Origin of the sequence: Variovorax glucosi, assembly GCF_051216695.1 — a bacterium.
Lineage (GTDB): Bacteria > Pseudomonadota > Gammaproteobacteria > Burkholderiales > Burkholderiaceae_C > Variovorax.
Window position 1 is genome coordinate 744606 of record NZ_JBPJZE010000002.1, and the last position, 23651, is coordinate 768256.

The following is a 23651-nucleotide window of genomic DNA, read 5'->3' on the forward strand; positions in this document are numbered from 1 at the left end:
GGCATCATCCGGAGATGACCGGTTTCGTCGATACACACTGTCACCTGGATGCCCCCGAATTCGGCACGGAAACCACGACCGTTCGAGCCCGCGCCGCAAGAGAAGGCGTGTCGCTCTGCGTGATTCCGGCCGTCGCCGCATTCAACTTCGCCACCGTCCGCGAGCTGGCGCACGCGCAGGGGGATGCGTATGCGTTGGGCATCCATCCGCTCTGCACCGGCGACGCGCAAGACGACGACCTGGAAACGCTCGATGCCGAACTCACGCTGCGGAAAAACGATCCGCGGCTGGTGGCTGTCGGCGAGATCGGGCTCGACTACTTCGTCCCCGGTCTGGACAACGCGAGACAGGAACGTTTCTTCCGCGCCCAGCTGCAGCTTGCGCGCAAGCACGATCTGCCGGTCGTGATCCACGTGCGGCGCTCGGTCGACAAGGTCCTCGGGCAGCTGCGGCAGGTCGGGGCCGGCCGGCCATGGCGCGGCATCGCACATGCGTTCAACGGCAGCGAGCAGCAGGCGAACGCCTGCATCGGCCTCGGGCTCAAGCTGGGTTTCGGCGGCACGCTGACATTCGATCGCGCCCTGCAGGTTCGCCGTCTGGCTGTCTCGTTGCCGCTGGACGCCATCGTCATGGAGACCGATTCGCCCGACATCCAGCCGCACTGGCTCTACCAGACCAAGGCGCAGCGCGACGCCGGCATTCCGCAGGCGCGCAACGAACCCGGCGAGCTTCCGCGCATCGGACAGGTGCTTGCGGAATTGCGCGGCATCGATGTCGAAGCGCTTGCGAAGGCGACGACCCGCAACGCGATCGAGGCCCTGCCGAAGCTGGGTCCGCTTTTTTTTGCGCCGAGGGTTTCAACTGAGTAAACGGCTGTCATCCGCCCGCGCAGTTCGCCCGTTGTCTGCTCAGTGCGGCAAGTCCGTGACTACAACACTTCATGGAGAAATTTCAATGACCTCGTCTTTCATCCGTACCGTCCCAGCCATCCTTGCCCTCGGCATCGCCTCGATCGGCTTCTCGGCATCGGCCCAGACCCCGCCGCCGCCTGCCGCCCCGATGGCTGCACCCGCACCCGCCGTGACACCGCAGCCCACCATGACCGAGAAGGCCAAGGCAGGCACGAAGAAGGCCTACAACGCGACCAAGCACGGCGCCAAGAAGGCCGGCCATGCCACGAAGCGCGTCGCCAAGAAGACCGGCAACGCCGTTGCCAACGTCGGCCACAAGGCAGCCGACGGCATGCGCACCGCCGGCCACAAGATCGGCGAGAAGATCCCCGGCACCGCTGAAAACGCAGCTCTGAAGAAGCCGTAAGGCCCGCTGGCAGACAGCAGCTTCGACGAAGAACCCGCCGCGGCGGGTTTTTTGTCGTTTGTAGACTCCGGACGATATGAAAGTCGAAACAAGCATTGCGTCGATGCCGGTGTCGGAAGCATCCCTTCGCCTCACCGGAATGGCGCCGATCGTCTCGCTGCAGACGACGGTGTTGATCCTCGGCAGCTTTCCCGGCGTGAAGTCGCTCGCACTCGGGCAGTACTATGCCCATCCACAAAACCATTTCTGGAAGATCTTGCAAGCCATCTGGCCCTCCCACCCCCTCGCGCCGGCCACAGAACCGTTCGCCATGCGCGCCGACTGGCTGCTGGAACGCGGCCTGGGCGTCTGGGACGTCTACGCCGCCTGCGAGCGCGAAGGAAGTCTCGACAGCGCGATCCGCGACGCCGCGGTCAACGATTTCGCGGGGCTCGACCTGCCGCGACTGGGCGCCATCGCGCACAACGGCGCCGAAAGTTTCCGGCATTCGCGGCGCGTCGTCGACGCGTTCGCGGCCGCGCGTCCAGAACCGTCATTGCCGATCTCCGTCTACAAGCTGCCGTCGACCAGTCCGGCCAACGCCTCCTGGAGTTTCGACCGCAAGCTGGAAGCCTGGCGCGACGTCTTCGTCCGGCACGGAATCGCCTGATGGCCAGCAAGAAACCGGTGCTTCCGGAAGTCAACTTTTCCGACTGGGGCGACATCCGCTATCTGCATCTGGGAACCGAATGGATCCAGGGTTCGATGAAGATGGATGCGCCGTATGAGATCGAACTCGAATACGTGCAGCGGATGATGGCCTGGCTGCTGTTCGTCGAGCCGTCGAGCGTCATGAGCCGGCATTCGATGCAGCTCGGCCTCGGCGCGGCGACGCTCACCAAGTTCAGCCGCAAGCAGCTGCGCATGCGCACGACCGCGATCGAGCTGAATCCGCAGGTGCTGGCGGCATGTCGCGGCTGGTTCAAGCTGCCGGCGGACGATGCCAAACTGGAAGTCGTGCTGGCCGATGCCGGCACCGAGATCCGCAAGCCGAAATGGCAGGGCACCGTCGATGCGCTGCAGGTCGATCTGTACGATCACGAAGCCGCGGCGCCTGTGCTCGACAGCGAAGGTTTCTACGCCGACTGCCGTGCGCTGCTGACCGAGGACGGCGCAATGACGGTCAATCTGTTCGGGCGCTCCTCGAGTTACGCGCAGAGCCTCGAGAAGATCGTCGCGGCCTTCGGTGAAGACGCCGTCTGGGCTTTCAAGCCGACGCGCGAAGGCAACACCGTGGTGATGGCCCAGTGCACGCCGCTGCGGCCGAAACGCGATGTGCTCGCCGAGCGAGCCCAGACCGTGCAGACGCGCTGGGGCCTGCCGGCACCGAAGTGGTTGCGGGTGTTCAAGCCTCATATTGCCTGATCCGCATCGATCGCCCGACAAGGAAAAACATCCATGAGCGCCGTTTCTCCTCCTGCAGCGTCGGCGCGTCCGCGTCACGAAGGCCCGCTCGAACTGCGCCAGCTGATCGAGTGGCTGGCCGCCGATGCCGTGATTTCGCCGCACGAGGCGCAGCGCACCATCGCGCGCTGCGCGCAGGCCGAAAGTCGGCAGGCGCCGCTGGTTCGGCTCGCCAACGTCGCGATGACGCGAGAGCGCGACGGCAAGCCGCTCGATCTCGAAATGCTGACCGAATGGCTGGCCGGCCGCGCGGGGCTCGCCTACCTGCGAATCGATCCGCTCAAGGTCGACGTGGGCAAGGTCGCCGACACCATGAGCGCCGCCTACGCCGAGCGCCACAAGGTGCTGCCGGTGCAGGTGACGCCGGCCGAAGTGGTTGTCGCCACGGCAGAGCCGTTCCTCACCGACTGGATCGCGGAAGTCGAGCGGCAGGCGCGTCGCAAGGTGCGTCGAGTCGTCGCGAACCCGGCAGACATCCAGCGCTACACGGCCGAATTCTTCGCCCTTGCGAAGTCGGTTCGCGCGGCGCAGAAAGCCGGCGGCAACGCGGGCGGCGCGAGCTTCGAGCAGCTGGTCGAGTTGGGCAAGAGCAACCGCACGCTCGATGCCAACGACCAGAGCGTGGTGCAGGTGGTCGACTGGCTCTGGCAGTACGCCTTCGACCAGCGCGCGAGCGACATCCACCTCGAGCCGCGGCGGGAACAAGGCGTGATCCGCTTCCGCATCGACGGCGTGCTGCATCCGGCCTACCAGATGCCGATGGGCGTGATGAATGCGATGGTCGCGCGCATCAAGCTGCTCGGCCGGATGGACGTGGTCGAGAAGCGTCGGCCGCTCGACGGTCGCATCAAGACCCGCAACATGCGCGGCGACGAGGTCGAGATGCGGCTGTCGACGCTGCCGACGGCCTTCGGCGAAAAGATGGTGATGCGGATCTTCGACCCCGACACCGCCGTCAAGGACCTGGATGCGCTCGGGTTTGCCCAGCACGACGCCAAGCGCTGGGAGCAGCTGGTCACGCGGCCGCACGGGATCATCCTGGTCACCGGGCCGACCGGCTCCGGCAAGACGACGACGCTGTATTCGACGCTCAAGCGCGTGGCGACGGAGCAGGTCAACGTCAGCACCATCGAGGACCCGATCGAGATGATCGAGCCGTCTTTCAACCAGACGCAGGTGCAGCCGCAACTCGATTTCGGCTTTACCGAAGGCCTGCGCGCGCTGATGCGGCAGGACCCGGACATCATCATGGTCGGCGAAATCCGCGACCTGCCGACGGCCGAGATGGCGGTGCAGTCGGCGCTGACCGGCCATCTGGTCTTCAGCACGCTGCACACCAACGACGCACCCAGCGCCATCACGCGGCTGATGGAATTGGGCGTGCCGTCGTACCTCATCAACGCGGTGATGCTCGGCGTGCTGGCGCAGCGGCTGGTGCGCACGCTGTGCCCGCATTGCAAGCAGCCCGACGAATCGGTCACGCGGGAGAAGCTGGCGGAATTCGTCAAGCCGTGGCAGATCACCGGTTCGGTCAAGGCGTACAAGGCGGTCGGCTGCGTCGATTGCCGCATGACCGGCTACCTCGGGCGGATGGGGCTTTACGAGCTGCTGAGCATCAGCGAGGACTTCAAGACGCAGGTCAACAAGGAGCCGAACCTGGGCGCGCTGCGGCGTCAGGCAGTGACCGATGGCATGCGTCCGCTGCGGCTCGCTGGCGCGCTGCGGGTGGCGGAAGGCGTGACGACGATCGAGGAAGTGCTGAGCGCCACGCCGCCGCTGGAGTGAGCGCCGTCGCAGTTACCGCAATCGTCGCCGGTAATGCTTTGGGGTTATCCCTAGCGCTTCGCTAGGTGGAATCCACATCAGCCTGACGATTGGCTGACCAGACAATCTCGCATCGAATCTTTCGAGGAGACTGTTCGTGAAAATCAAGAGTCAGAAGGACTTTTTCTCGGGCGTGATGTTCACCGTGGTTGGTGTGGCATTCGCCTGGGGTGCGTCGACCTACAACGTCGGCAACGGTGCCCGCATGGGCCCCGGCTACTTTCCGCTCCTGCTGGGCGTGGTGATGTCGCTGATCGGCATCGGCATCATGTTCAGCGGCCTCACGGTGGAAACCGAAGACGGCGAGATCATCGGAAAGTGGGCCTGGAAGCAGGTGGTGTTCATCCTCGGCGCCAACCTGGCGTTCGGCGTGTTGCTCGGCGGCCTGCCCAGCATCGGCGTCCCGGCGATGGGGTTGATCATCGCGATCTATGCGCTGGTGATCATCGGCAGCCTCGCCGGCAGCGAGTTCAATTTCAAGAAGGTGCTGGTGCTGGCGACCGTGCTGGCCATCGGCAGCTACATCGCCTTCATCTGGGCGCTGAAGCTCCAGATCCAGGTCTGGCCGACCTTCATCACCGGCTGATAGGGACACGACCATGGATCTGATCAACAACCTGTCGCTGGGCTTCGGCGTAGCGTTCACATTCACCAACCTGCTTTACTGCCTGGTCGGTTGCATTCTGGGCACGCTGATCGGCGTGCTGCCGGGCATCGGCCCGGTCGCGACGATCGCGATGCTGCTCCCCGCCACGTACGCGCTGCCGCCCGTGTCGGCGCTGATCATGCTGGCCGGCATCTACTACGGCGCGCAGTACGGCGGCTCCACCACCGCCATTCTTGTCAATCTCCCTGGCGAATCGTCCTCGGTGGTGACTGTGATCGACGGCTACCAGATGGCGCGCAAGGGCAGGGCCGGACCGGCACTCGCCGCCGCCGGCCTCGGCTCGTTCTTCGCGGGTTGCGTCGGCACGCTGATCCTGGCTGCGTTCGCGCCGCCGCTGACCGAACTGGCCTTCAAGTTCGGCCCTGCCGAATACTTCTCGCTGATGATCCTGGGCCTGATCGGCGCCGTGGTGCTGGCTTCGGGCTCGCTGCTCAAGGCTATCGCGATGATCGTGCTGGGCCTGCTGCTTGGTCTGGTCGGCACCGACGTGAACTCCGGCGTGGCGCGTTTCAGCTTCGATATTCCTGAGCTGACCGACGGCATCGGCTTCGTAGCCATCGCCATGGGTGTGTTCGGTTACGGTGAAATCATCGCCAACCTGTCGCGTCCCGAAGAAGATCGCGAAGTGTTCACTGCCAAGGTTTCGGGGCTGTTCCCGACCAAGGAAGACTTCAAGCGAATGATTCCGGCCGTTCTGCGCGGCACGGCACTTGGCGCTTCGCTGGGCATCCTGCCGGGCGGCGGCGCGCTGCTGGCGGCTTTCGCGGCCTACACGATCGAGAAGAAGACCAAGCTGCATCCGGGCGAAGTGCCGTTTGGCAAGGGCAACATCCGCGGCGTCGCGGCACCTGAATCGGCGAACAACGCCGGCGCGCAGACATCGTTCATTCCGCTGCTGACGCTGGGCATTCCGCCGAACGCGGTGATGGCGCTGATGGTCGGCGCAATGACGATCCACAACATCCAGCCGGGCCCGCAGGTCATGACCAGCAACCCCGAGCTGTTCTGGGGCCTGATCGCCTCGATGTGGATCGGCAACGCGATGCTGATCATCCTGAACCTGCCGCTGATCGGCATGTGGATCAAGCTGCTGTCGGTGCCGTACAAGTATCTGTTCCCGGCCATCGTGCTGTTCTGCGCGGTTGGCGTGTACTCGACCAACAACAACACCTTCGACGTGTGGATGGTCGCGATCTTCGGCTTCGTGGGCTACACCTTCTTCAAGCTCGGCTGCGAACCCGCACCGCTGCTGCTGGGCTTCATCCTCGGCCCGATGATGGAAGAGAACCTGCGACGTGCGCTGCTGCTGTCGCGCGGCGACTGGAGCGTGTTCGTCACGCGTCCGCTGTCGGCTGGCCTGCTGGCCTGCGCGGCACTGCTGCTGGTGATCGTGCTGCTGCCTTCGATCAAGAAGAAGCGCGAAGAGGCTTTCGTAGAGGATTGACGACGAGTTCGCCGCCGGATGCAACGTCCGGCGGCTTCATGTGCTGCCGCACCATGGCCAGGAAGGCCAGGGCGGCAGGACTCAACGGATGCTTGGCCAGGCGGATGGCCACCACCGGGAACTCCAGGTCGGGCTTCGTCACCGTGACCGCGCGCAGATTCCCGGGCATCAGGACCCCCACGTAATGCGGCAACAGCGCGACACCCGCGCCGGCCTGCACCAGTCCGAAGGCTGTCGACAGCATCGACACATGGTGCGCAACCTGCGGATAGACGTTCGCCACACTCGCCAGTTGCCGGCTGATCGCCCGCCACACGTTGGCATCCGGATTGACATGGATGAAGCGCTGGCCTTCCAGTTCACGCCCCTCGATGACTGTGCGTTGCGCCAGCGGATGGTCGTCGCGCACGACCAGCGCCATTCGCGCGGCGAAAAGCTGCTCGGTCGCCAGTTCCGAATGCTTCTGGCCGATGTCCGAGCCGATGCCGAGGTCGGCTTCGCGCGAAAGAATGCGCGACATCATCTGGTCGGCCGTGCTGTCCAGAAGCGTCGTCACGAGTTGCGGATGCGCAGCCGCAAACCGCCCGAGCACCGGCGGCAGCAGCGAGCCGGCCGTCAGATGGCCGACCGCGAGCCCGACGTGACCTTCGCGCAACTGCGACTGCGAACGGCAGGCAGCGATCGATTCGTCGATCAGCCGCAGCGCGCGCACTGCCGTGTCGGCCATCGCCTGTCCGGCGTCGGTGAGCCTGATTCGCCGGCCGCGCACCACCAGCGGCTGGCCGATTTCCTCTTCCATGCGGCGGATCAGGTGGCTGATCGCCGGTTGCGTGAGCTGCAGCATCTCTGCCGCGAGCGTGAAGCTGCCGGATTCCGCGATGGCCGCGAGTGCCCGGAATTGCTGAAGCGAAACCGCCTCCGAAGTCGTTTTCGACATGAGCAAAGCTAATAGTTGAATAACCGAAATTATCTGTCTTCATGCACGGACCTTGCTTAGCATTCGCTCATCGCCGTCCATTCCTCAATTCATGAAGCCCAAGGCTGCACCACCATGAAACGTCACCAGTTCCTTCAGGGCATCGCCGTCGCGCTCTGTCTTGCCGCCATTGCGCCCTCGGGCTTCACGCAGCCCTACCCGAACAAGCCGATCCGCCTGCTGGTGCCGTTTCCGGCTGGCGGCGCGACCGATCTGTTCGCGCGCACGCTGTCGCAGAAGATGGGCGAGAAGCTCGGCGCTTCGGTCGTCATCGACAACAAGCCCGGCGCCGGCGGTGCCATCGGTTCCGACCTGGCGGCCAAGGCGCCTGCGGACGGCTACACGCTACTGCTCGCCACCACCAGCACCCATTCCATCGGACCGGCCATCACCCGCAAACTGCCCTACGACACGGTGCGCGATTTCACGCCTATCGCCTATGTCGGCGATGCGCCGAGCGTGATGCTGGTACCGACCAGCTCGCCGGCGAAAACGGTCGCCGAGTTCATCGAGTACGCGAAGAAGAATCCCGGCAAGCTCAACTACGCGTCGAGCGGCAACGGCACCATCGTGCAGCTGACCGCGGAGCTGTTCAAGTCGCAGGCCGGCATCTTCGTGACGCACATCCCGTACAAGGGCACGGCGCTGGCGATCCCGGACCTGATTACCGGCGGCATCGACGTGATGTTCGATTCGATGCCGACCGGCATGCCGCACGTGCGCGACGGCAAGCTCCGCGCGCTGGGCGTGACCACGCTCAAGCGCAGTCCGCTCGCGCCCAACCTGCAGCCGATCGCCGAAGTGCTGCCGGGTTTCGAGTCGAACACCTGGTTCGGGCTCTACGGTCCGAAGGGTTTGCCGGGCGACATGGTGACGCGCATCAACGCCGCTGCGAACCAGGCGCTGGCCGATCCGGAAACGAAGGACAAGCTGGCGCGGCTGGGCATCGAGCCGGTCGTCAGCACGCCGCAGCAGCTTGCGACGATGGTTGCGGCCGACGCAGCCAAGTGGAAGAAGATCGTCACCGAGCGGCACATCACCAACGACTGAAGACATCATCGAGAACATTGGAGACGACATGAATTTCAACTACGCCAACCCCTATCCGTCGACCCGCATCCCGGTCTTTGCGCGCAACGTCGTGTCGACCTCGCATCCGCTCGCCGCGCAGGCCGGCCTGCGCATCCTTCAGAAGGGCGGCAATGCGGTCGATGCCGCCATCGCGACCGCCGCCGTCATGACGCTGGTCGAGCCGGTGAGCAACGGCCTCGGCAGCGACGCGTTCGCAATTCTCTGGGACGGCGAGCAACTGCACGGCCTGAACGCCTCAGGCCCGGCACCGAAAGCGTGGACGCCCGAATACTTCCTGAACAAGTACGGCAGCGACAAGACCGCGCCGCCGATGCGCGGCATGGATTCGGTCACCGTGCCCGGCGCGGTGCGCGGCTGGGTGGCGATGAGCGACCGCTTCGGCAAACTGCCTTTCGCCGACCTGTTCGCGCCGGCCATCGAGATTGCCGAGCGTGGCTATCTGATGCCGCCGGTGGTGCAGCAGAAGTGGGCGGCTGCAACGCCGCTGCTGCAGTCGCAGCCCGGATTTGCGCAGGCCTTCCTGCCTTGGGGCCGCGCGCCGGAAGTCGGCGAGCTGTTCCGCTTTGCCGCTGCGGCGCGGGCATTGAAGGCAATCGCCCGGACCAAGGGCGAGGCTTTCTACAACGGCGAAATCGCCGATGCGCTGGAGAAGTTCTCGACGGCCAATGGCGGATCGCTGACCAGGGAAGACCTCGCCGCCTACCAGCCCGAATGGGTCACGCCGATCTCGCGCGACTATCGCGGTTACACGCTGCACGAGATTCCGCCGAACGGCCAGGGCATCGCCGCGCTGATCGCGCTCGGTATCCTGGAGAAGTTCGACATCGCGTCGCTGCCGGTCGATTCGGTCCAGTCGCAGCACCTGCAGATCGAGGCGATGAAGCTGGCCTTTGCCGACGTGTATCACCACGTGGCCGAGATATCTGCAATGGATGTGACCCACCTGCAAATGCTCGATGACGCCTATCTGGCATCGCGTGCGAGACTCATCGACGTGAAAAAGGCGCAAAACTTCAACGTCGGCAATCCGGTCAAGGGCGGCACGATCTACCTCACGGCCGCCGACGAGAGCGGGATGATGGTGAGCTTCATCCAGAGCAACTACATGGGCTTCGGTTCGGGCTGCGTCGAACCCGAATTCGGCATCAGCCTGCAGAACCGTGGCCACGGATTCAGCCTCAGGGAAGGCAGCCCCAACCGCGTCGCGCCTGGCAAGCGGCCGTTCCACACCATCATCCCGGCATTCCTGACCAAGGACGGCCAGCCGGTGATGAGCTTCGGCGTGATGGGCGGCAACATGCAGCCGCAGGGCCACATGCAGACGCTGGTCCGCATGATCGATTACGGCCAGAACCCGCAGGCCGCCTGCGATGCGCCGCGCTGGCGCTTCAACGCGGGCATGGAGATCAACGTCGAGGCGGCGATGCGCGCCGATACCGTGCAGGGTCTGCGCGATCTGGGCCACCAGCTCGACGTCATCGACGATTCCTACCAGGACTTCGGCGCCGGCCAGTTCATCTGGCTTGCGGGCGATCCGGCGGTCGAAGGCTACATCGCCGCCAGCGATCCGCGCCGCGACGGCCTGGCTGCCGGATATTGAACGCCGCAGCCAGAAAATCCTCCACATCCGGCCTGGTTCTCGCCACGGTCGGCGCCATTGCGTTCAGCGGCAAGGCGATCATCGTCAAGCTGGCGTATCGGTACGAGGTCGACGCGGTCACGCTGATCATGCTGCGCATGCTCTTCGCGCTGCCGCTTTTCATGGTCATGGCCTGGTCGGCCGGGCGCGGCAAGCCGGCGCTGACCCGGCGCGACTGGTTTGGCGTGGTGGGGCTCGGCTTTTCGGGCTACTACCTGTCGAGCTTTCTCGACTTCGCCGGACTGGCGTACATCACGGCCAGCCTCGAGCGGCTGATCCTGTATCTCAACCCGACGCTCGTCCTGCTGTTCGGCTGGGTGATCTACAAGCGGCGCATCACGCGCTGGCAGGCGATCGGTGCGGCGATCAGCTACTGCGGTGCGCTGCTGGTGTTCGGTCATGAAGTGCAGTTTGGCCAGGGCGGCGCGACCGCCTGGGGCAGCCTGCTGGTCTTCGTGAGCGCCATCACTTACGCGGGCTACCTCGTGGCCAGCGGCGAATTCGTCAAGCGGCTCGGCTCGCTGCGGCTGGTGGGGCTTGCGACGAGCGTGGCCTGCGTGCTGTGCATCGTGCAGTTTCTGCTGCTGCGTCCGGTCGGACTGGTGTTCGAACTGGCGCCGCAGGTGCTATGGCTGTCGGTACTGAATGCGACCGTCTGCACCGCACTGCCGGTGCTGGCCGTCATGATGGGGGTCGAGCGCATCGGGCCGGCGATGGCTGCGCAGGCCGGGATGGTCGGACCGATATCGACCATCCTGATGGGCGTCGTCATCCTCGGCGAGCCGTTCACGGCATGGACCGCGGCTGGCACTGCGCTGGTCATCGCCGGCATTTTTGTCTTCACACGCATGGGCCGCTGAGCCCGAAGGAACACGAACATGGATCTGGGAATCGCTGGCCGTACGGCCCTGGTTTGCGGCGCGAGCAAGGGCTTGGGCCTGGGTTGCGCCGAGGCGCTGGTGAGCGAGGGCGTCAACGTGGTGATCGTGGCGCGTGGCGCCGAAGTGCTGCAGGCAGCCGCGACGAAGCTCGAAACGATGGCTGCCGGCTTCGCGGGCACGAAACCCTTCGTCAGATACGTCGCAGCCGACATCACGACATCCGAAGGCCGTGCCGCCGCCTTCGCAGCGCATGCCGACTACGACATCGTCGTCACCAACGCCGGCGGTCCGCCGCCCGGCGATTTCCGCGACTGGGACCGCGATGCATGGATCAAGGCGGTCGACGCCAACATGCTGACGCCGATCGAGCTGATCAAGGCGACGGTCGACGGCATGGCGTCGCGCGGTTACGGACGCATCGTCAACATCACGTCGAGCTCTGTGAAATCGCCGATCGACATCCTCGGCCTGTCGAACGGTGCGCGCAGCGGCCTGACCGGCTTCGTGGCCGGCGTGGCGCGCACGCCGCTGGCCGCGAAGGGCGTGACGCTGAACAATCTGCTGCCCGGCGCATTCGATACCGACCGGCTCAAGGGAACGATGGCCGGTACCGCCAAGAAGTCGGGCCAGGACGTCGAAGCGGTGCGCGCCGCGCGTCAGAAGGGAATTCCGGCGGGTCGCTTCGGCAATCCGGAGGAGTTCGGTGCGGTATGCGCGTTTTTGTGCAGTATGCAGGCTGGCTACATCACGGGACAGAACGTATTGACCGACGGCGGCGCTTACCCGGGCACTTACTGAGCTCCTGAACCGCGCTGGCTTCCAGCAGCGGGATGGTGTTGATCAACATTGCCTGATTGGGAATGTTCGGCCGCCCGATTGAGTTCGGACAGCGCGGCGCGGGCCTCTTTACAGGCTTTGAGCACGACCCTCCTTTCCAGCTCGTGCGTCGGGTGTCGGTCATGATGCAAAAACCTTGTTTTATCGACACGTCGGACGCTCATGTCGTCGGCGACGACATATCGACGGAACGTGTTCCCGAATTCCCTTTTCGAGAACATTAGGCCATGCCGATCAACGGCGGGACGACAGCGCGATCCCGCCGACGATCAGCGCAAATGCCGCGCCGTGATACCAGTGTGGCAATTCGCCCAGAAACGCAGCCGACAGCAGCGCGGCGAACAGCGGCGTGAGGTTCAGGAAAAACGCCGCGGCATTGGGCCCGGCGCGCTGCACGCCTGTTCCCCAGCATCGGAATGCGACGATCGCCGGGCCGATCGATATGAACAACAGCGCGGCGGCCAGCTTCCAGCTCCATTCGACATGCGCCGCGCCGATGCTCCATTCGCCGAGCGCGAACACGCCGGACCAGGCTGCGCCGAACACCATCTGCGCCATCAGGAATGCGGCCCAGTCCTGACGGATGCCGGCCGGCTCGCGCGTGTTCACCAGCATCCAGCTGTAGAAAGCCCAGCAGGCGGTCCCGAGCATCATGTAGATGTCGCCCGGCACCAGCCGCAATGCCAGCAGATGGTCCCAGCGGCCCTGGCTCAGCACCAGCATCACGCCGAGGATCGACAGCACTGCGCCGCCGACCTGCGGCGGGCGCACGCGCTGGCCGAAGAAAAGCGTCCCGACCGCCAGCATCCAGAACGGCATGCTGGCGCCGACCAGCGTCACGTTGAGCGGCGTCGACGTCTGCAGCGCCAGATACTGCAGTGCGTTGTACATGCCGATACCCAGTAACCCGAGCACGCCATAGCGCCGCCAGTGCGGCCACAGCGGCGAGCCGCGCCGCAGGATCGGCAAGGCGAACGGCAGCAGCAGCACCACAGCCAGCGACCAGCGGAACAAGTTGAGCGTGACCGGCGAGATGAGTTCGCGCAGCAGCCGGCCCAGGACCGCGTTCGATGCCCAGAGCAGCGGCGGCAGCGTCAGCAGCAGCGCGGTCGGCCAGGTGAGCTTCGTCGTGGGCGATGGGGTCGGGATTGTCATTGGGCGGTCAGGAGGCGAAGCGTGGCAGGATTGTCGACGCCGCAAACTTTTTCGAACCAGCAGGATGTCTCCAATGAGCAAAGCAGTCCGTATCGACCGCCACGGCGGTCCCGAAGAACTCCGCATCGTCGACGTCGAGGTCGGCGAACCCGGCCCCGGCGAGATACGCATCCGCCACAAGGCGGTCGGCCTCAACTTCATCGACACCTACCAGCGCAGCGGGCTCTACCCGTTCGCGATGCCGCTGCAGCTCGGCATGGAAGCTTCGGGCGTCGTCGAGGCGGTGGGCGAGGGCGTCACGCATCTGAAGGCCGGCGACCGCGCCGCCTATGCCAGCCCGCCACCGGGCTCGTATTGCGAGCTGCGCGTGATGCCGGCCAAGTGCGTCTGCAAGCTGCCCGACGCGATCTCTTTCGAAACCGGCGCCGCGATGATGCTCAAGGGCCTCACCGCCCAGTACCTGCTGAAGAAGACGCTGCCGGTCGAAGGCCTGCAGCCGGGCGATTTCATCGTCTTCCACGCGGCCGCCGGCGGCGTCGGGCTGATCGCCTGCCAATGGGCGAAGGCGCTCGGCCTGCAACTGATCGGCACGGCCGGCTCCGATGCCAAATGCAAACTCGCGCTCGCGAACGGCGCCGCGCACGCCATCAACTACAGCACCGAGAACTTCGCCGCGCGGGTGAAGGAGATCACCGGCGGCAAGGGCGTGAAGGTGGTGTACGACTCGGTCGGCAAGGACACCTTCGAGGGCTCCATCGACTGCCTGCGGCCGTTCGGGCTGCTGGCGGTGTTCGGCAACGGGTCGGGTCCGGTACCTCCGGTGAATCTCGGGCTGCTGGCGTCGAAGGGTTCGCTGTATCTGACGCGGCCGACGCTGTTCACGCACATGGCGACTCGGGAAGCGGTGCAGGCGATGGCCGACGACCTGTTTGCCGTCGTGTTGAGCGGCGAGGTGAAGATCCCGATCGACCAGCGCTATGCGCTCGACGACGTGCAGCAGGCGCATCGCGACCTGGAAGCGCGCAAGACCACCGGCTGCACCATCCTCACGCTGTAGCCGCGTCGGTTGCGGCAGCCTCGCGTGCCACGTCGCCGATCAGTCGCCACACCCGTTGCGCCAGCGGCGAAGGCGCCCGGTTGCGCCGGTGCACCAGCATCACGCGGCGCTCCACGCGCGGCAGCAGCGGCAGCGCGACAAGCTTTCCCAGGCTGCCCGGCGTCACCGACAGCATCGGCATCACGCTGATCCCGATGCCCGCCTCGACCATCCGGAACACCGTCGTCGGATGTCCGAGCTGCTGCGCGACGGTCGCCTGCACGCCGTGATCGAGCAGCGCCTGGTCGATCAGCCGCCGGCTGCCCGAAGAATGATCGAGCAGGACCAGCGCCCGATCCTGCAACTCGGCCCACGTCACGCCGGTCGACTGCGCGAACGCGTGGCTTTGTGGAACCACCAGCACGAACGGCTCGCTGAGGATCGTCTCGACCGTCAGGTCGTCGCACGACGACGGTTCGATCACCACGCCGAAATCGACCTCGCCGCCGCGCACGCTGTCGAGCGCGTCCTGCTGAACGCGGTCGAGCAGCACCAGTTCGATATCAGGCTCCTGCGCGGCACAGGCGGCAATGCAGGCGGGCATCAGGTTGGCCGACAGCGTCGGGCTGCTCGCGACGCGCACCTTGCCGCGCCGTACGCTGGCCAGACCCTGGACGTCCTGCAACGTCTGGTCGAGTTCGTCGATCACACGCGGGAGTCGCGCCGCCAGCGATTGCCCGGCTTCGGTCAGCACGACTTCGCGCGTGGTCCGATCCAGCAGCTTCAGGCCGAGCTGGGATTCGAGCTCGAGGATCGAGCGGCTGACCGCCGGCTGCGTCAGCCCGACGGCCTGGCCGGCGCGGCTGAAATTGCGTTCCTGTGCGGCTGCGAGAAATACGCGAAGCTGGCGAAGGCTGATATTCATGCAGTGGAATCATAAATACATCAGATAAATCCATTTCTCTTTTGTAGCGACTTTCTGTCCAATTGCGCCATGGCCCGTTCACGCTTCCTTCCCGACAACTTCACCCTAGCGCTGGTCACGACCGTCGCGCTCGCCACCGTTCTGCCCGCATCGGGCCAGACGGCGGTGTACTTCGGCTGGCTTACCAGCTTCGCCATCGGGTTGCTGTTCTTCATGCACGGCGCCAAGCTGTCGAGCGAAGCCGTGCTGGCCGGCATGGGCCACTGGCGGCTCCACCTGCTGGTGTTCTCCTGCACTTTCCTGATGTTCCCGGTGCTCGGTCTGATCCTGAAACCGCTGCTGTCGCCGCTGGTCACGCCGGCGCTCTACACCGGCGTGCTGTACCTCTGCGTTCTGCCCGCCACGGTGCAGTCCGCCATCGCCTTCACTTCTCTGGCGCGAGGCAATATTCCGGCAGCCATCTGCAGCGCGTCGGCCTCGACGCTGCTCGGTGTGTTCGTGACGCCGCTGCTTGTCGGCGTGCTGCTGTCGACGGGCGGATCGTCTTCGTCGTCGCTCAGCGCCATCGGCCAGATCCTGTTGCAGCTGATGGCACCGTTCGTGGTCGGGCACCTGATGCGCCCGCTTATCGGCAAATGGGTCAAGCGCCATGCCAAGGCGCTGACGCTGGTCGACCGCAGCTCGGTGCTGCTGGTGGTCTACACCGCGTTCAGCGCGGCCGTGATCGAGGGGCTCTGGAAGCAGGTGCCGCTGATGGCGCTGGCAGGGCTCTTCGGCGTGCTGACGATCCTGCTTGCGCTGGCCCTGACCATCACCACCTTCGCCGCGCGCAAACTGGGTTTCAACAAGGAAGACGAGATCACGATCGTGTTCTGCGGCTCGAAGAAGAGCCTGGCGAGCGGGATTCCGATGGCACACGTGCTGTTCGCCGCGCCGGCCGTCGGCGCCATCGTGCTGCCGCTGATGCTGTTCCATCAGATGCAGCTGATGGTGTGTGCGGTGCTTGCGCAGCGCTATGCGCGCCGGCCGTTGCTGGTGGAAGAAGAAAAGACGCCGGTCGCGGCGAAAGTGGCCTGAGCAGCGTTCAGCGATCGTTCAGCGCCGCCAGCCGCGATTCGCGCAGCCGGCTTGGCGCCAGCGCACCGGCCGAATCCAGAATCGGATAGGCGATCGAGCAGATGTGCGAATTGATGCGCTTCAGGTCGCTGATCAGGTCGATGTGCAGCGAGCTGGTCTCCATGCTGGTGGCTGTGCGGTCCATCAGGCGGAACAGATGCGAGCTGGCATAGGCACGTTCGAGGTCTCGGAAACGCGCTTTTTCTTCGAGCAGCTTTTGTGCATCGCGCACGTTGCCGTTCAGGAAAACACTCATTCCAAGGCGCAGGTTGGCCACCAGCCGCTCGTGCAGCTCGACGATCTCGGCCATGCCGGCCTCGGAGAAATTGCGCTGCGGCTTGATCTTCTTGTCCTCGATGTCGATGATCACTCGCTCGATGATGTCGCCGACCTGCTCCATGTTGATGGTGAAGCTGATGATGTCGGTCCAGCGCTTGCTCTCTTCCTCGCCCAGCGCCTCGCGCGAGATCTTGGTCAGGTAGTACTTGATGTCCGAGTAGAGCCGGTCGACCGTGTCGTCGAGTTTGCGCAGTTCCTCGGCCAGCCGCAGGTCGTTGTTGCGGATCACGTTCAGCATGCCGATCAGCATGGTTTCCACCACGTCGGCCTGGTGCAGTGCCTCGCGGGCGGCGTTGGAAATCGCCAGCGTCGGCGTCGACAGTGCGGAAGGGTCAAGGTGCTGCGGCCGCAAGGTCGATGCCGGCTGCTGCGGAACCGGCAGCAGCTTCTTCACCATCTTCGCCACCCAGTCGGTCAGGCCGATGAAGCCGATGCTCACGACGACATTGAACGCCAGGTGATACAGCACCACCAGCTGCGTGGCATCCGACACATACGGCCGGATCTGCGAGAGATAGAGACCGATGAACGGTGCCGCGACCGTGACGCCCAGCAGCTTGAAGACCAAATTGCCGACCGTGACCTGCCGCACCGAAATCTCCGACTTCGCCGTGGTGAGCACCGCCAACACGCCGCTGCCCAGATTCGCGCCCAGCACCAGGCCGAGCGCGACGTCGAGCGGCACGACGGCCGAAGTCGCCATTGCCGCCACGAGCAGCACCACCGCCAGACTCGAATACGCCACCACCGCCAGCACCGCGCCGATGGTGATCTCCAGCAGCACGTCGCTGCTGATCGACGCCAGCACCGCGCGCATGGCCTCGGACTCGAACAGCGGCCCGGTCGCCTCGACCACCAGCCGCAGCGCCAGCAGCATCAGCCCGAGGCCGATCAGCACCCGTCCGACGCGTCCGGCGCCGCTTTCGGGCCGGGTCACGGAAAGCACCACGCCGACGAAGATGAACAGCGGCGACAGCCACGAGAGATCGGTCGAGAACAGCACCGACATCAAGGCCGTGCCGACGTCCGCGCCGCGCATCACGGCCAGTGCCGCCGGCAGCGTGATGAGTCCCTGGCCGACGAATGAAGAAGTCATCAGCGAGGTTGCGGTGCTCGACTGCACCAGCGCCGTCACGCCGATACCCGAAAGCGCGGCCGTGAACCGGTTGCGCATGCTGCGCGCGAGCAGCGTGCGCAGGTTGCCGCCGAAGGCGCGCAGCACGCCGGTTCGGACCAGATGGGTGCCCCAGACGAGGAGTGCTACTGCTGCCAGCAGGTTCAGCAGATGTTTCATGGACGGGATGCGGCTTTCAAGTCTTCTGTTCTTCTCGTGTCAATCGATTAATGCACCATTTTCATGGAAAGGATAGGGCCCATCGAATTCTCCCGAAGGCGCCAGATGCGTGACCAGCCGTTCGCCGTCCCAGGCGTGGACGCGGAAGCCGGGCGGTTCGAGCATCCAGGCTGACGGCGCATCGGGACGCAGGTCGAGCGCCACCTGGTGTCCGGGCGCCGGCGAGACTGACGCGATGGTGCCGCCGAAGCGCACGTCGATCGCGCGATGGATGTGTCCGCAGACGATGCGCTCGACGTTCGGATGGCGCGCGACCAGCGCTTCCAGTTCCGGTCCGCCTTCCTGGAGGCCGATCGCGTCCATATGGCCGATCAGCGTGCGGAACGGTGGGTGGTGCATGGCTACGACGACCGGTTCGTGGCGTGCGGTTTCGAGCTGCTCTTCCAGCCAGCCGAGCCTCTCGGCGCACAGCGTGCCGTGGCTGTGGCCCGGAACGACGGTATCGAGCGTCAGCAGCCGGATCGCGCCGACCTTGACGCTGTACTGCACGAAACCTTCGGTGCCGAGGTAGCTGTGTCCCGGAAAGCTGCGCCGCATTTCGTCGCGGTCGTCGTGGTTGCCCGGCATCAGGTAGACGGGCATCGTCAGCGGTGCCAGCAGTTCGGCCAGATGGGCGTATTCGGCGGCGCGACCGAAATCGCTCAGGTCGCCGGTGATGACGACCGCGTCGGGTGGCTGACGCAGCCGCAGCACGCTCGCGACTGCGCGTTTCAGGTAGGGCGCGGTGTCGATGCGGCCGTAGGCGAGACGGCCGGGTTCGCGGATGTGCGGATCGGTGAGCTGGACAAGAAAGTTCGGTGTCATGAAGCGACCTCCTCCTGCGAGGTCATGAGGCGATCGGGATGCATGCGGATGCCGACATCGTCGCCGGCCTGGAAAGGCGTATCGCGGCCGACGTCCGCCATCAATTGCGGCTGGCCGGCAACGGCGAGGCGCAGTTGCACGCGGTCGCCGAGGAAGGTGCGTTGCGTGACTTGGGCCATGCCCCAGCCGGACGTGCCGAAGCCGACGGCGTCGCGCGGTCCGACCTGGACATCTTCCGGGCGCAATAGCAGTGAGGCGTGGTTCATCAAGGCCGGAGGACATGCAATCGCCGTGCCGCCGAAAGCGATGGTGCCGTCCTTGATCGATTCCTGCGAGCGTTCGATGCGGTTCACGCGGCCAAGGAATTCCGCCACGAAAGGATGACTCGGCGAGCGGTAAAGGTCTTCGCCGCAGCCGATCTGCACGATGCATCCGGCGCGCATCACGGCCAGGCGGTCTGCTATCGCCATCGCTTCCTGCTGGTCGTGCGTGACGTGGATGGCCGTGATGTGCAGCCGGCGCAGCAGCTCTGCCAGTTCGTCGCGCAGCGATTCCTTGAGCTTGGCATCGAGCGCGGCCAGCGGCTCGTCGAGCAGCAGCACGCGCGGTCGCACGGCAACCGCGCGTGCCAGCGCCACGCGCTGCCGCTGGCCGCCGGAAAGCTCGCTCGGCCGCTTGTTCTCCAGCCCGTTCAGCCGCACCAGATCGACCAGTTCACCGACGGTGCGCTGTTCTTCGGCCTTCGACACACCGCGGATGCGCAGCCCGTAGCCGATGTTCGCCGCCACGTTCATCTGCGGAAACAGCGCATAGCTCTGGAACACCATGCCGACGCCGCGATGCTCGACCGGCTTGTGCGTGACGTCCTGATCGCCGAAAGAGATGCGGCCGCCGTCGTCGAGCGTTTCCAGTCCGGCGATCAGCCGCAGCAGCGTCGTCTTGCCGCAGCCCGAAGGTCCGAGCAGCGCCAGCACTTCGCCGGGTTCGACGTGCAGCGACGTCGGTTGCAGGCCGACGGTGCCGTCGGCGTAGGTTTTGGAGACCTTGTCGATGTCGACGGGAATGCGTTCAAGTTCCATGGCGTTTCTGCAGCAGATGGGCGAGGGACTGCAAGCCCCACAGCACCGGAAGGATGACGATGAAGAAGACCAGCGTGTAGGCCGAACCGACCTCCAGCCGCATCGACGCGTAGCTGTCGGCAAGGCCGACCGGCAGGGTGCGGGTGAGCGGCGTGTGCAGCATCCAGGTCAGGTTGAATTCGCCGACCGACAGCGTGAAGACCATCAGGCTGCCCGCGACGATCGCCGGGAAAACGGCAGGAACCAGGATGCCCATGAAGCGCTGCCGGAAGCTCGCGCCCAGCGTGCGCGCCGCTTCTTCGAGCGCTACCAGATCGTGGCGCTGGAAGGCCGAAGCCACCGTGCGCACCATGAACGGCAGCGTGAAGACGATGTGGCCGACCAGGATGAAGGCGAAGCTCTGGCGGAATGCGCTGAGCTGGCCGTAGGCGAGGATCAGCGCAAGCGCCGTCGCCAGCCCCGGCACCGCGACCGGCAGCGTCAGCAACTCCTCGAAGATCCGCGCCGCCCGCGAGCGGCTGCGCGCGACGGCGTACGCACACGGCACGCCGAGCACGATCGTCGCAACGACGCAGGCCACCGCCAGCACCAGCGACCAGCCGACCGTGCCGCCGTAGACCTCCCACACTTCGCCGAGCCAGCGCAGCGTGAGCCCGCTCTTCAGTCCCGTTCCGTAGTTGTTGACCAGCCCAGCCATCACCGATAGCAGCATCGGCGCGATCATGAAGAAGCTGACGATGACCGTCACCGCCAGAAGGACGGGCGCTCTGGATTGCGTGTTGCTTCTCATGGCTTGAAGTGGCGCGCCACGAACAGCACCAGCCAGGTCACGATGCCCAGCGAGATCGACAGCGATGCGGCGAGCGCGAAGTTGGCGTAGTTGGTGAACTCGTTGTAGATCGTGATCGGGATCACCTCGAACTTGCTCGCCAGCGTGAACGCCGTTCCGAAGGCGCCCATCGAGGTCGCGAACAGGATCGCGCCGCAGGCCAGCGTGGTGGGCGCCAGTTCCGGCAGCCAGACGTCGCGCGCCACCCGCAGCCGCGACGCGCCGAGCGAGCGCGCGGCTTCTTCGACCTGCAGGTTCATCGACTCGGCCGCTGCGGCATACGTCGCGATGGCACGCGGCAGCGAGAAGTACAGGTAGGCCAGAAACAGGCCGAGCAGCCCGTAGGCGAAGGTGATCCGATTGCCGGTGAGCGCATCCGAGATGTCGGCGACCAGCCCTTGTCGGCCGCCCAGCAGGATCACGAAGAAGCCGACGATCACGCCGGGGAACGACAGCGGCAGCGTCAGCAACGAAAGCAGCAGACGCTTGCCGCAAAACTCGCGCCGCGCCAGATAGATGCCGACGGCGCTGCCGAGCACCAGCGTCGCCAGCGTCACGACCAGCGACAGCGCCACCGTCTGCAGCATGCTCGACAGGTAGCGGCCGTCGGTCAGCACGGTGAAGTACGTCGCCCAGCCTTTCTCTGCCGGCAGCGCGAGAAGGCGCATCACCGGCAACAGCCAGAACAGCAGAAAGAATGCGCCGGCCGGGGCTGCGCAGCCCAGCAGCAGCCAGCGCTGGCGTGATTTCAACGCACGTCTTTCAGGTAGCTGTCGGAGAACGCGCGCTGCGCTGCGGCCATCCGGCCGTAGTCGACGGTCCTGGCGCGCTTGTACTCGGAGGCCGGCAGGAATTGCGCCTCGACGTCTTTCGGCATCGCGTCGGCACGGACCGGGCGCAAGTAGGCCTTGGCCCAGATCGCCTGGCCTTCGTCGGAGAGAACGAAGTCGAGCGCCTTCTTGCCGTCGGCCGCATGCGGCGCGTTGGCGACCAGGCTCATCACGTAGGGCACGACGACCGTGCCTTCGGTCGGGATAACGAAGGCGACGTTGGCCTTGTCCTTGTATTTGGCGCGGTAGGCGTTGAAGTCGTAGTCGAGCAGGATCGCGATTTCGCCAGACAGCACGCGCGCGTAGGAAGTCTGCTTCGGCACGATGGGTTCGTTCTTCTGCAGCGCCCTGAAGTAGTCGATGGCCGGGCCGAAGTTGTCTAGCGTGCCGCCGCGCGCTTCATTGATCGCCACCGCGCCGACGTAGCCGACGAAGGCCGATGCCGGATCGAGATAGCCGATCAGGCCCTTGTATTCGGGCTTCAGCAGATCGGCCCACGACTTCGGCACCGGCTTGCCCTTGAGCGCGTCGACGTTGACCATGAAGCCGAGCGTGCCCGAGTGGATCGTGAACCAGTGGCCGGCCGGGTCTTTCAGGCCGTCCGGGATGTCGTTCCAGTTGGCCGGCTTGTAGGGAGCGACCACGCCGTCCTTCTGCGCCTGGATCGCGAAAGTGACGCCCAGGTATGTCATGTCGGCAACCGGGCTGGCTTTCTCGGCCACGAGCTGTGCCAGCGACTGGCCGGAATTCTTGTTGTCGGGCGGCACGACGACGCCGGTCCTGGCCTTGATGGCGCGCAGCTGCGTGCCCCAGTCGGCCCATTCGGTCGGGCAGTTGTAGCAAATGGCGGTCTGCGCCATGGCGCCGGTGGCGCCCAGGCCGGTTGCGGCCACGGCGGCCAGCAGGCCGATGCGTGCGATGCGTTTCAGGATGGAAGGCATGGTGGGTTACTCCTCGGTTGGATGAAAGGGAAGGTTCAGGAAAGGGAAGCGGGAGCGACGGCGCAGGACTCTCCCTCACGGAAACCGTGCGGCAACACAAGGCTCGAGTCGGCGGTCGGTGCGCCGCCGCCTGACAGCGCGCGCACCAGCAGCTCGACGCTGTGGCGGCCGATATCGCGATTCGGTTGCGTGACGGTCGTGAGCGCAGGAGTCAGGTCTTCGCCGAGCGCGATGCCGTCGAAACCGACGACCGCCAGGTCCTGCGGCACGCGCAGGCCGCTCAGATGCGCGGCGCGGATGCTGCGGATGGCCAGCAGGTCGTTGGAGCAGAAGAGGGCGGTGGGGCGCGCGTCGGGCGAAGCTCCGGTCAGGTAGCGGGAGAGCGCGGCGACGGCGGTTTCCATGAACGGCACCTCGACCAGCGGCGGCGCTTCGAGCCCGGCAGCGGCCATGCCTGCGAGAAAGCCGCGATAACGCTGCTGGGCCCGGTCGGACGCCGCCAGCGTGCCGCTGACCATCGCGATGCGTCGGTGCCCGAGCCGCACCAGATGTGCGACGACTTCTGCCAAAGCCCCCTCGCTGTCGACCGAGACGCAGGGATGCGCCGGGTGCGCGTTGTAGGCCAGCACATAAGGCACGGCGGCCGCACGCAAACGCTCCAGCGCGACCGCCGTCGACGGGTTCGACACCACCAGGATCACGCCATCGACGCCACCGGCCAGCAGCTGGTTCACAGCGCGCTGTTCTGCCGCCAGTTCGTAGCCGGTCGTGACCGGCACGATTGCGTAACCGCCAGCGACTGCGGCTTCGGCAACGCCCTGCAGGCATTCGGCGAAGGTCGGATTGAGCAACGTCGGCAGCACCACGCCGAGCACGCGGCTGCGCTGGGTGCGCAAGGTGCGGGCGCTGGCGTTCGGCAGATAGCCGATTTCCCTGGCGATGCACTCGACGAGTTCGCGCGTTTTCGGTGCGACCTTGTCGGGGAAATTGAAGACGCGAGAAACAGTGGCGACGGAGACGCCAGCTTGCTCGGCAACGGTCTGGATGTTCATTGGGCGGTGCGATGTAATCGATTACATTGCACCGCGACAGTGTGACGCCGTGATGAAAGGGCGGAATCCGC

The 23651-nt window shown here is 65.5% G+C and carries 23 protein-coding genes; 13 read left to right on the top strand and 10 right to left on the bottom strand.

Going from position 1 to position 23651, the window contains the following annotated elements:
• The first annotated feature begins 14 nt into the window (after positions 1–14).
• The 7 genes from ACSFA3_RS11770 to ACSFA3_RS11800 all read left to right on the top strand — a co-directional run bounded on the left by ACSFA3_RS11770 (position 15) and on the right by ACSFA3_RS11800 (position 6695).
• Positions 15–869, top strand: a complete 855-nt coding sequence (locus ACSFA3_RS11770; protein WP_435506213.1) for a TatD family hydrolase — start codon at positions 15–17, stop codon at positions 867–869.
• 85 nt (positions 870–954) lie between these two features.
• Positions 955–1317 (top strand): hypothetical protein, encoded by a 363-nt coding sequence (locus ACSFA3_RS11775; RefSeq protein ID WP_435505622.1) that lies wholly within the window; start codon positions 955–957, stop codon positions 1315–1317.
• A 76-nt stretch (positions 1318–1393) separates the two neighbouring features.
• Positions 1394–1966: a DNA-deoxyinosine glycosylase gene (locus ACSFA3_RS11780; RefSeq protein WP_435505623.1), complete on the top strand. Its 573-nt coding sequence runs from the start codon at positions 1394–1396 to the stop codon at positions 1964–1966.
• Positions 1966–2721, top strand: coding sequence for a class I SAM-dependent methyltransferase (locus tag ACSFA3_RS11785; RefSeq protein WP_435505624.1), 756 nt, complete (start codon positions 1966–1968; stop codon positions 2719–2721). The genes ACSFA3_RS11780 and ACSFA3_RS11785 overlap by 1 nt, the downstream gene beginning before the upstream one ends.
• 33 nt (positions 2722–2754) lie before the next feature.
• Entirely contained in the window at positions 2755–4545 is a 1791-nt protein-coding gene (tfpB, locus tag ACSFA3_RS11790) for a type IV pilus assembly ATPase TfpB (RefSeq protein WP_435505625.1), read from the top strand.
• Between the two features lie 136 nt (positions 4546–4681).
• Positions 4682–5170 (top strand): tripartite tricarboxylate transporter TctB family protein, encoded by a 489-nt coding sequence (locus ACSFA3_RS11795; RefSeq protein ID WP_435505626.1) that lies wholly within the window; start codon positions 4682–4684, stop codon positions 5168–5170.
• A 13-nt stretch (positions 5171–5183) separates the two neighbouring features.
• Entirely contained in the window at positions 5184–6695 is a 1512-nt protein-coding gene (locus ACSFA3_RS11800; protein WP_435505627.1) for a tripartite tricarboxylate transporter permease, read from the top strand.
• Here ACSFA3_RS11800 and ACSFA3_RS11805 read toward each other — a convergent pair.
• Positions 6658–7632, bottom strand: a complete 975-nt coding sequence (locus ACSFA3_RS11805) for a LysR family transcriptional regulator (RefSeq protein ID WP_435505628.1) — start codon at positions 7630–7632, stop codon at positions 6658–6660. The two genes, ACSFA3_RS11800 and ACSFA3_RS11805, sit on opposite strands and share 38 nt — an antisense overlap.
• A 114-nt stretch (positions 7633–7746) precedes the next feature.
• On the opposite strand from ACSFA3_RS11805, the gene ACSFA3_RS11810 reads away from it, so the two are divergent.
• Genes ACSFA3_RS11810 through ACSFA3_RS11825 form a run of 4 tightly spaced genes read left to right on the top strand, consistent with a single transcriptional unit; the run spans position 7747 to position 12081 of the window.
• Complete coding sequence (locus ACSFA3_RS11810) at positions 7747–8721, top strand: Bug family tripartite tricarboxylate transporter substrate binding protein (RefSeq protein WP_435505629.1); 975 nt, start codon at positions 7747–7749, stop codon at positions 8719–8721.
• A 28-nt stretch (positions 8722–8749) separates the two neighbouring features.
• On the top strand, positions 8750–10363 hold the full coding sequence (locus ACSFA3_RS11815) for a gamma-glutamyltransferase family protein (RefSeq protein WP_435505630.1): 1614 nt from the start codon (positions 8750–8752) through the stop codon (positions 10361–10363).
• Positions 10360–11262 carry a DMT family transporter gene (locus ACSFA3_RS11820; RefSeq protein WP_435505631.1) on the top strand — a complete coding sequence of 301 codons (903 nt, stop codon included), beginning with the start codon at positions 10360–10362 and terminating at the stop codon, positions 11260–11262. Before ACSFA3_RS11815 ends, ACSFA3_RS11820 begins: the two co-directional genes overlap by 4 nt.
• An 18-nt stretch (positions 11263–11280) precedes the next feature.
• Positions 11281–12081: an SDR family oxidoreductase gene (locus ACSFA3_RS11825; RefSeq protein ID WP_435505632.1), complete on the top strand. Its 801-nt coding sequence runs from the start codon at positions 11281–11283 to the stop codon at positions 12079–12081.
• A gap of 273 nt (positions 12082–12354) precedes the next feature.
• On the opposite strand, the gene ACSFA3_RS11830 is transcribed toward ACSFA3_RS11825, so the two are convergent.
• The gene (locus tag ACSFA3_RS11830; RefSeq protein ID WP_435505633.1) at positions 12355–13275 is read right to left on the bottom strand and encodes a DMT family transporter; all 921 of its coding nucleotides are present in this window, start codon (positions 13273–13275) and stop codon (positions 12355–12357) included.
• Between the two features lie 73 nt (positions 13276–13348).
• Here ACSFA3_RS11830 and ACSFA3_RS11835 point away from each other — a divergent pair, with 73 nt between their 5' ends.
• On the top strand, positions 13349–14332 hold the full coding sequence (locus tag ACSFA3_RS11835; RefSeq protein ID WP_435505634.1) for a quinone oxidoreductase family protein: 984 nt from the start codon (positions 13349–13351) through the stop codon (positions 14330–14332).
• Here the strand turns inward: ACSFA3_RS11835 and ACSFA3_RS11840 are convergent.
• Entirely contained in the window at positions 14322–15236 is a 915-nt protein-coding gene (locus tag ACSFA3_RS11840; RefSeq protein ID WP_435505635.1) for a LysR family transcriptional regulator, read from the bottom strand. The two genes, ACSFA3_RS11835 and ACSFA3_RS11840, sit on opposite strands and share 11 nt — an antisense overlap.
• 69 nt (positions 15237–15305) lie before the next feature.
• Between ACSFA3_RS11840 and ACSFA3_RS11845 the strand changes: the two genes are divergently transcribed.
• Entirely contained in the window at positions 15306–16313 is a 1008-nt protein-coding gene (locus ACSFA3_RS11845) for a bile acid:sodium symporter family protein (RefSeq protein ID WP_435505636.1), read from the top strand.
• 7 nt (positions 16314–16320) lie between these two features.
• Here the strand turns inward: ACSFA3_RS11845 and ACSFA3_RS11850 are convergent, their stop codons facing one another.
• The 7 genes from ACSFA3_RS11850 to ACSFA3_RS11880 are packed head-to-tail and all read right to left on the bottom strand — an operon-like array spanning position 16321 to position 23580.
• Positions 16321–17985, bottom strand: a complete 1665-nt coding sequence (locus tag ACSFA3_RS11850; RefSeq protein ID WP_435505637.1) for a Na/Pi cotransporter family protein — start codon at positions 17983–17985, stop codon at positions 16321–16323.
• A 39-nt stretch (positions 17986–18024) separates the two neighbouring features.
• A complete protein-coding gene (locus ACSFA3_RS11855; protein WP_435505638.1) occupies positions 18025–18849 on the bottom strand; it encodes a phosphodiesterase in 825 nt (274 codons plus the stop codon).
• Complete coding sequence (locus ACSFA3_RS11860) at positions 18846–19928, bottom strand: ABC transporter ATP-binding protein (RefSeq protein WP_435505639.1); 1083 nt, start codon at positions 19926–19928, stop codon at positions 18846–18848. Before ACSFA3_RS11860 ends, ACSFA3_RS11855 begins: the two co-directional genes overlap by 4 nt.
• Positions 19918–20718, bottom strand: coding sequence for an ABC transporter permease (locus ACSFA3_RS11865; RefSeq protein ID WP_435505640.1), 801 nt, complete (start codon positions 20716–20718; stop codon positions 19918–19920). Before ACSFA3_RS11865 ends, ACSFA3_RS11860 begins: the two co-directional genes overlap by 11 nt.
• Positions 20715–21509, bottom strand: coding sequence for an ABC transporter permease (locus tag ACSFA3_RS11870; RefSeq protein WP_435505641.1), 795 nt, complete (start codon positions 21507–21509; stop codon positions 20715–20717). Before ACSFA3_RS11870 ends, ACSFA3_RS11865 begins: the two co-directional genes overlap by 4 nt.
• Positions 21506–22528 carry an ABC transporter substrate-binding protein gene (locus tag ACSFA3_RS11875; protein ID WP_435505642.1) on the bottom strand — a complete coding sequence of 341 codons (1023 nt, stop codon included), beginning with the start codon at positions 22526–22528 and terminating at the stop codon, positions 21506–21508. Before ACSFA3_RS11875 ends, ACSFA3_RS11870 begins: the two co-directional genes overlap by 4 nt.
• Positions 22529–22563: 35 nt before the next feature.
• Positions 22564–23580 (bottom strand): LacI family DNA-binding transcriptional regulator, encoded by a 1017-nt coding sequence (locus ACSFA3_RS11880; protein ID WP_435505643.1) that lies wholly within the window; start codon positions 23578–23580, stop codon positions 22564–22566.
• Between the last annotated feature and the right edge of the window lie 71 nt (positions 23581–23651).

Coding starts and splice junctions, on each gene's coding strand:
- ACSFA3_RS11845 (WP_435505636.1), top strand. CDS start 15,306: ATGGCCCGTTCACGCTTCCTTCCCGACAACTTCACCCTAGCGCTGGTC.
- ACSFA3_RS11775 (WP_435505622.1), top strand. CDS start 955: ATGACCTCGTCTTTCATCCGTACCGTCCCAGCCATCCTTGCCCTCGGC.
- ACSFA3_RS11840 (WP_435505635.1), bottom strand. CDS start 15,236: ATGAATATCAGCCTTCGCCAGCTTCGCGTATTTCTCGCAGCCGCACAG.
- ACSFA3_RS11880 (WP_435505643.1), bottom strand. CDS start 23,580: ATGAACATCCAGACCGTTGCCGAGCAAGCTGGCGTCTCCGTCGCCACT.
- ACSFA3_RS11855 (WP_435505638.1), bottom strand. CDS start 18,849: ATGACACCGAACTTTCTTGTCCAGCTCACCGATCCGCACATCCGCGAA.
- ACSFA3_RS11830 (WP_435505633.1), bottom strand. CDS start 13,275: ATGACAATCCCGACCCCATCGCCCACGACGAAGCTCACCTGGCCGACC.
- ACSFA3_RS11780 (WP_435505623.1), top strand. CDS start 1,394: ATGAAAGTCGAAACAAGCATTGCGTCGATGCCGGTGTCGGAAGCATCC.
- ACSFA3_RS11825 (WP_435505632.1), top strand. CDS start 11,281: ATGGATCTGGGAATCGCTGGCCGTACGGCCCTGGTTTGCGGCGCGAGC.
- ACSFA3_RS11800 (WP_435505627.1), top strand. CDS start 5,184: ATGGATCTGATCAACAACCTGTCGCTGGGCTTCGGCGTAGCGTTCACA.
- ACSFA3_RS11865 (WP_435505640.1), bottom strand. CDS start 20,718: ATGAGAAGCAACACGCAATCCAGAGCGCCCGTCCTTCTGGCGGTGACG.
- ACSFA3_RS11810 (WP_435505629.1), top strand. CDS start 7,747: ATGAAACGTCACCAGTTCCTTCAGGGCATCGCCGTCGCGCTCTGTCTT.
- ACSFA3_RS11835 (WP_435505634.1), top strand. CDS start 13,349: ATGAGCAAAGCAGTCCGTATCGACCGCCACGGCGGTCCCGAAGAACTC.
- ACSFA3_RS11850 (WP_435505637.1), bottom strand. CDS start 17,985: ATGAAACATCTGCTGAACCTGCTGGCAGCAGTAGCACTCCTCGTCTGG.
- ACSFA3_RS11815 (WP_435505630.1), top strand. CDS start 8,750: ATGAATTTCAACTACGCCAACCCCTATCCGTCGACCCGCATCCCGGTC.
- tfpB (WP_435505625.1), top strand. CDS start 2,755: ATGAGCGCCGTTTCTCCTCCTGCAGCGTCGGCGCGTCCGCGTCACGAA.
- ACSFA3_RS11770 (WP_435506213.1), top strand. CDS start 15: ATGACCGGTTTCGTCGATACACACTGTCACCTGGATGCCCCCGAATTC.
- ACSFA3_RS11875 (WP_435505642.1), bottom strand. CDS start 22,528: ATGCCTTCCATCCTGAAACGCATCGCACGCATCGGCCTGCTGGCCGCC.
- ACSFA3_RS11785 (WP_435505624.1), top strand. CDS start 1,966: ATGGCCAGCAAGAAACCGGTGCTTCCGGAAGTCAACTTTTCCGACTGG.
- ACSFA3_RS11805 (WP_435505628.1), bottom strand. CDS start 7,632: ATGTCGAAAACGACTTCGGAGGCGGTTTCGCTTCAGCAATTCCGGGCA.
- ACSFA3_RS11860 (WP_435505639.1), bottom strand. CDS start 19,928: ATGGAACTTGAACGCATTCCCGTCGACATCGACAAGGTCTCCAAAACC.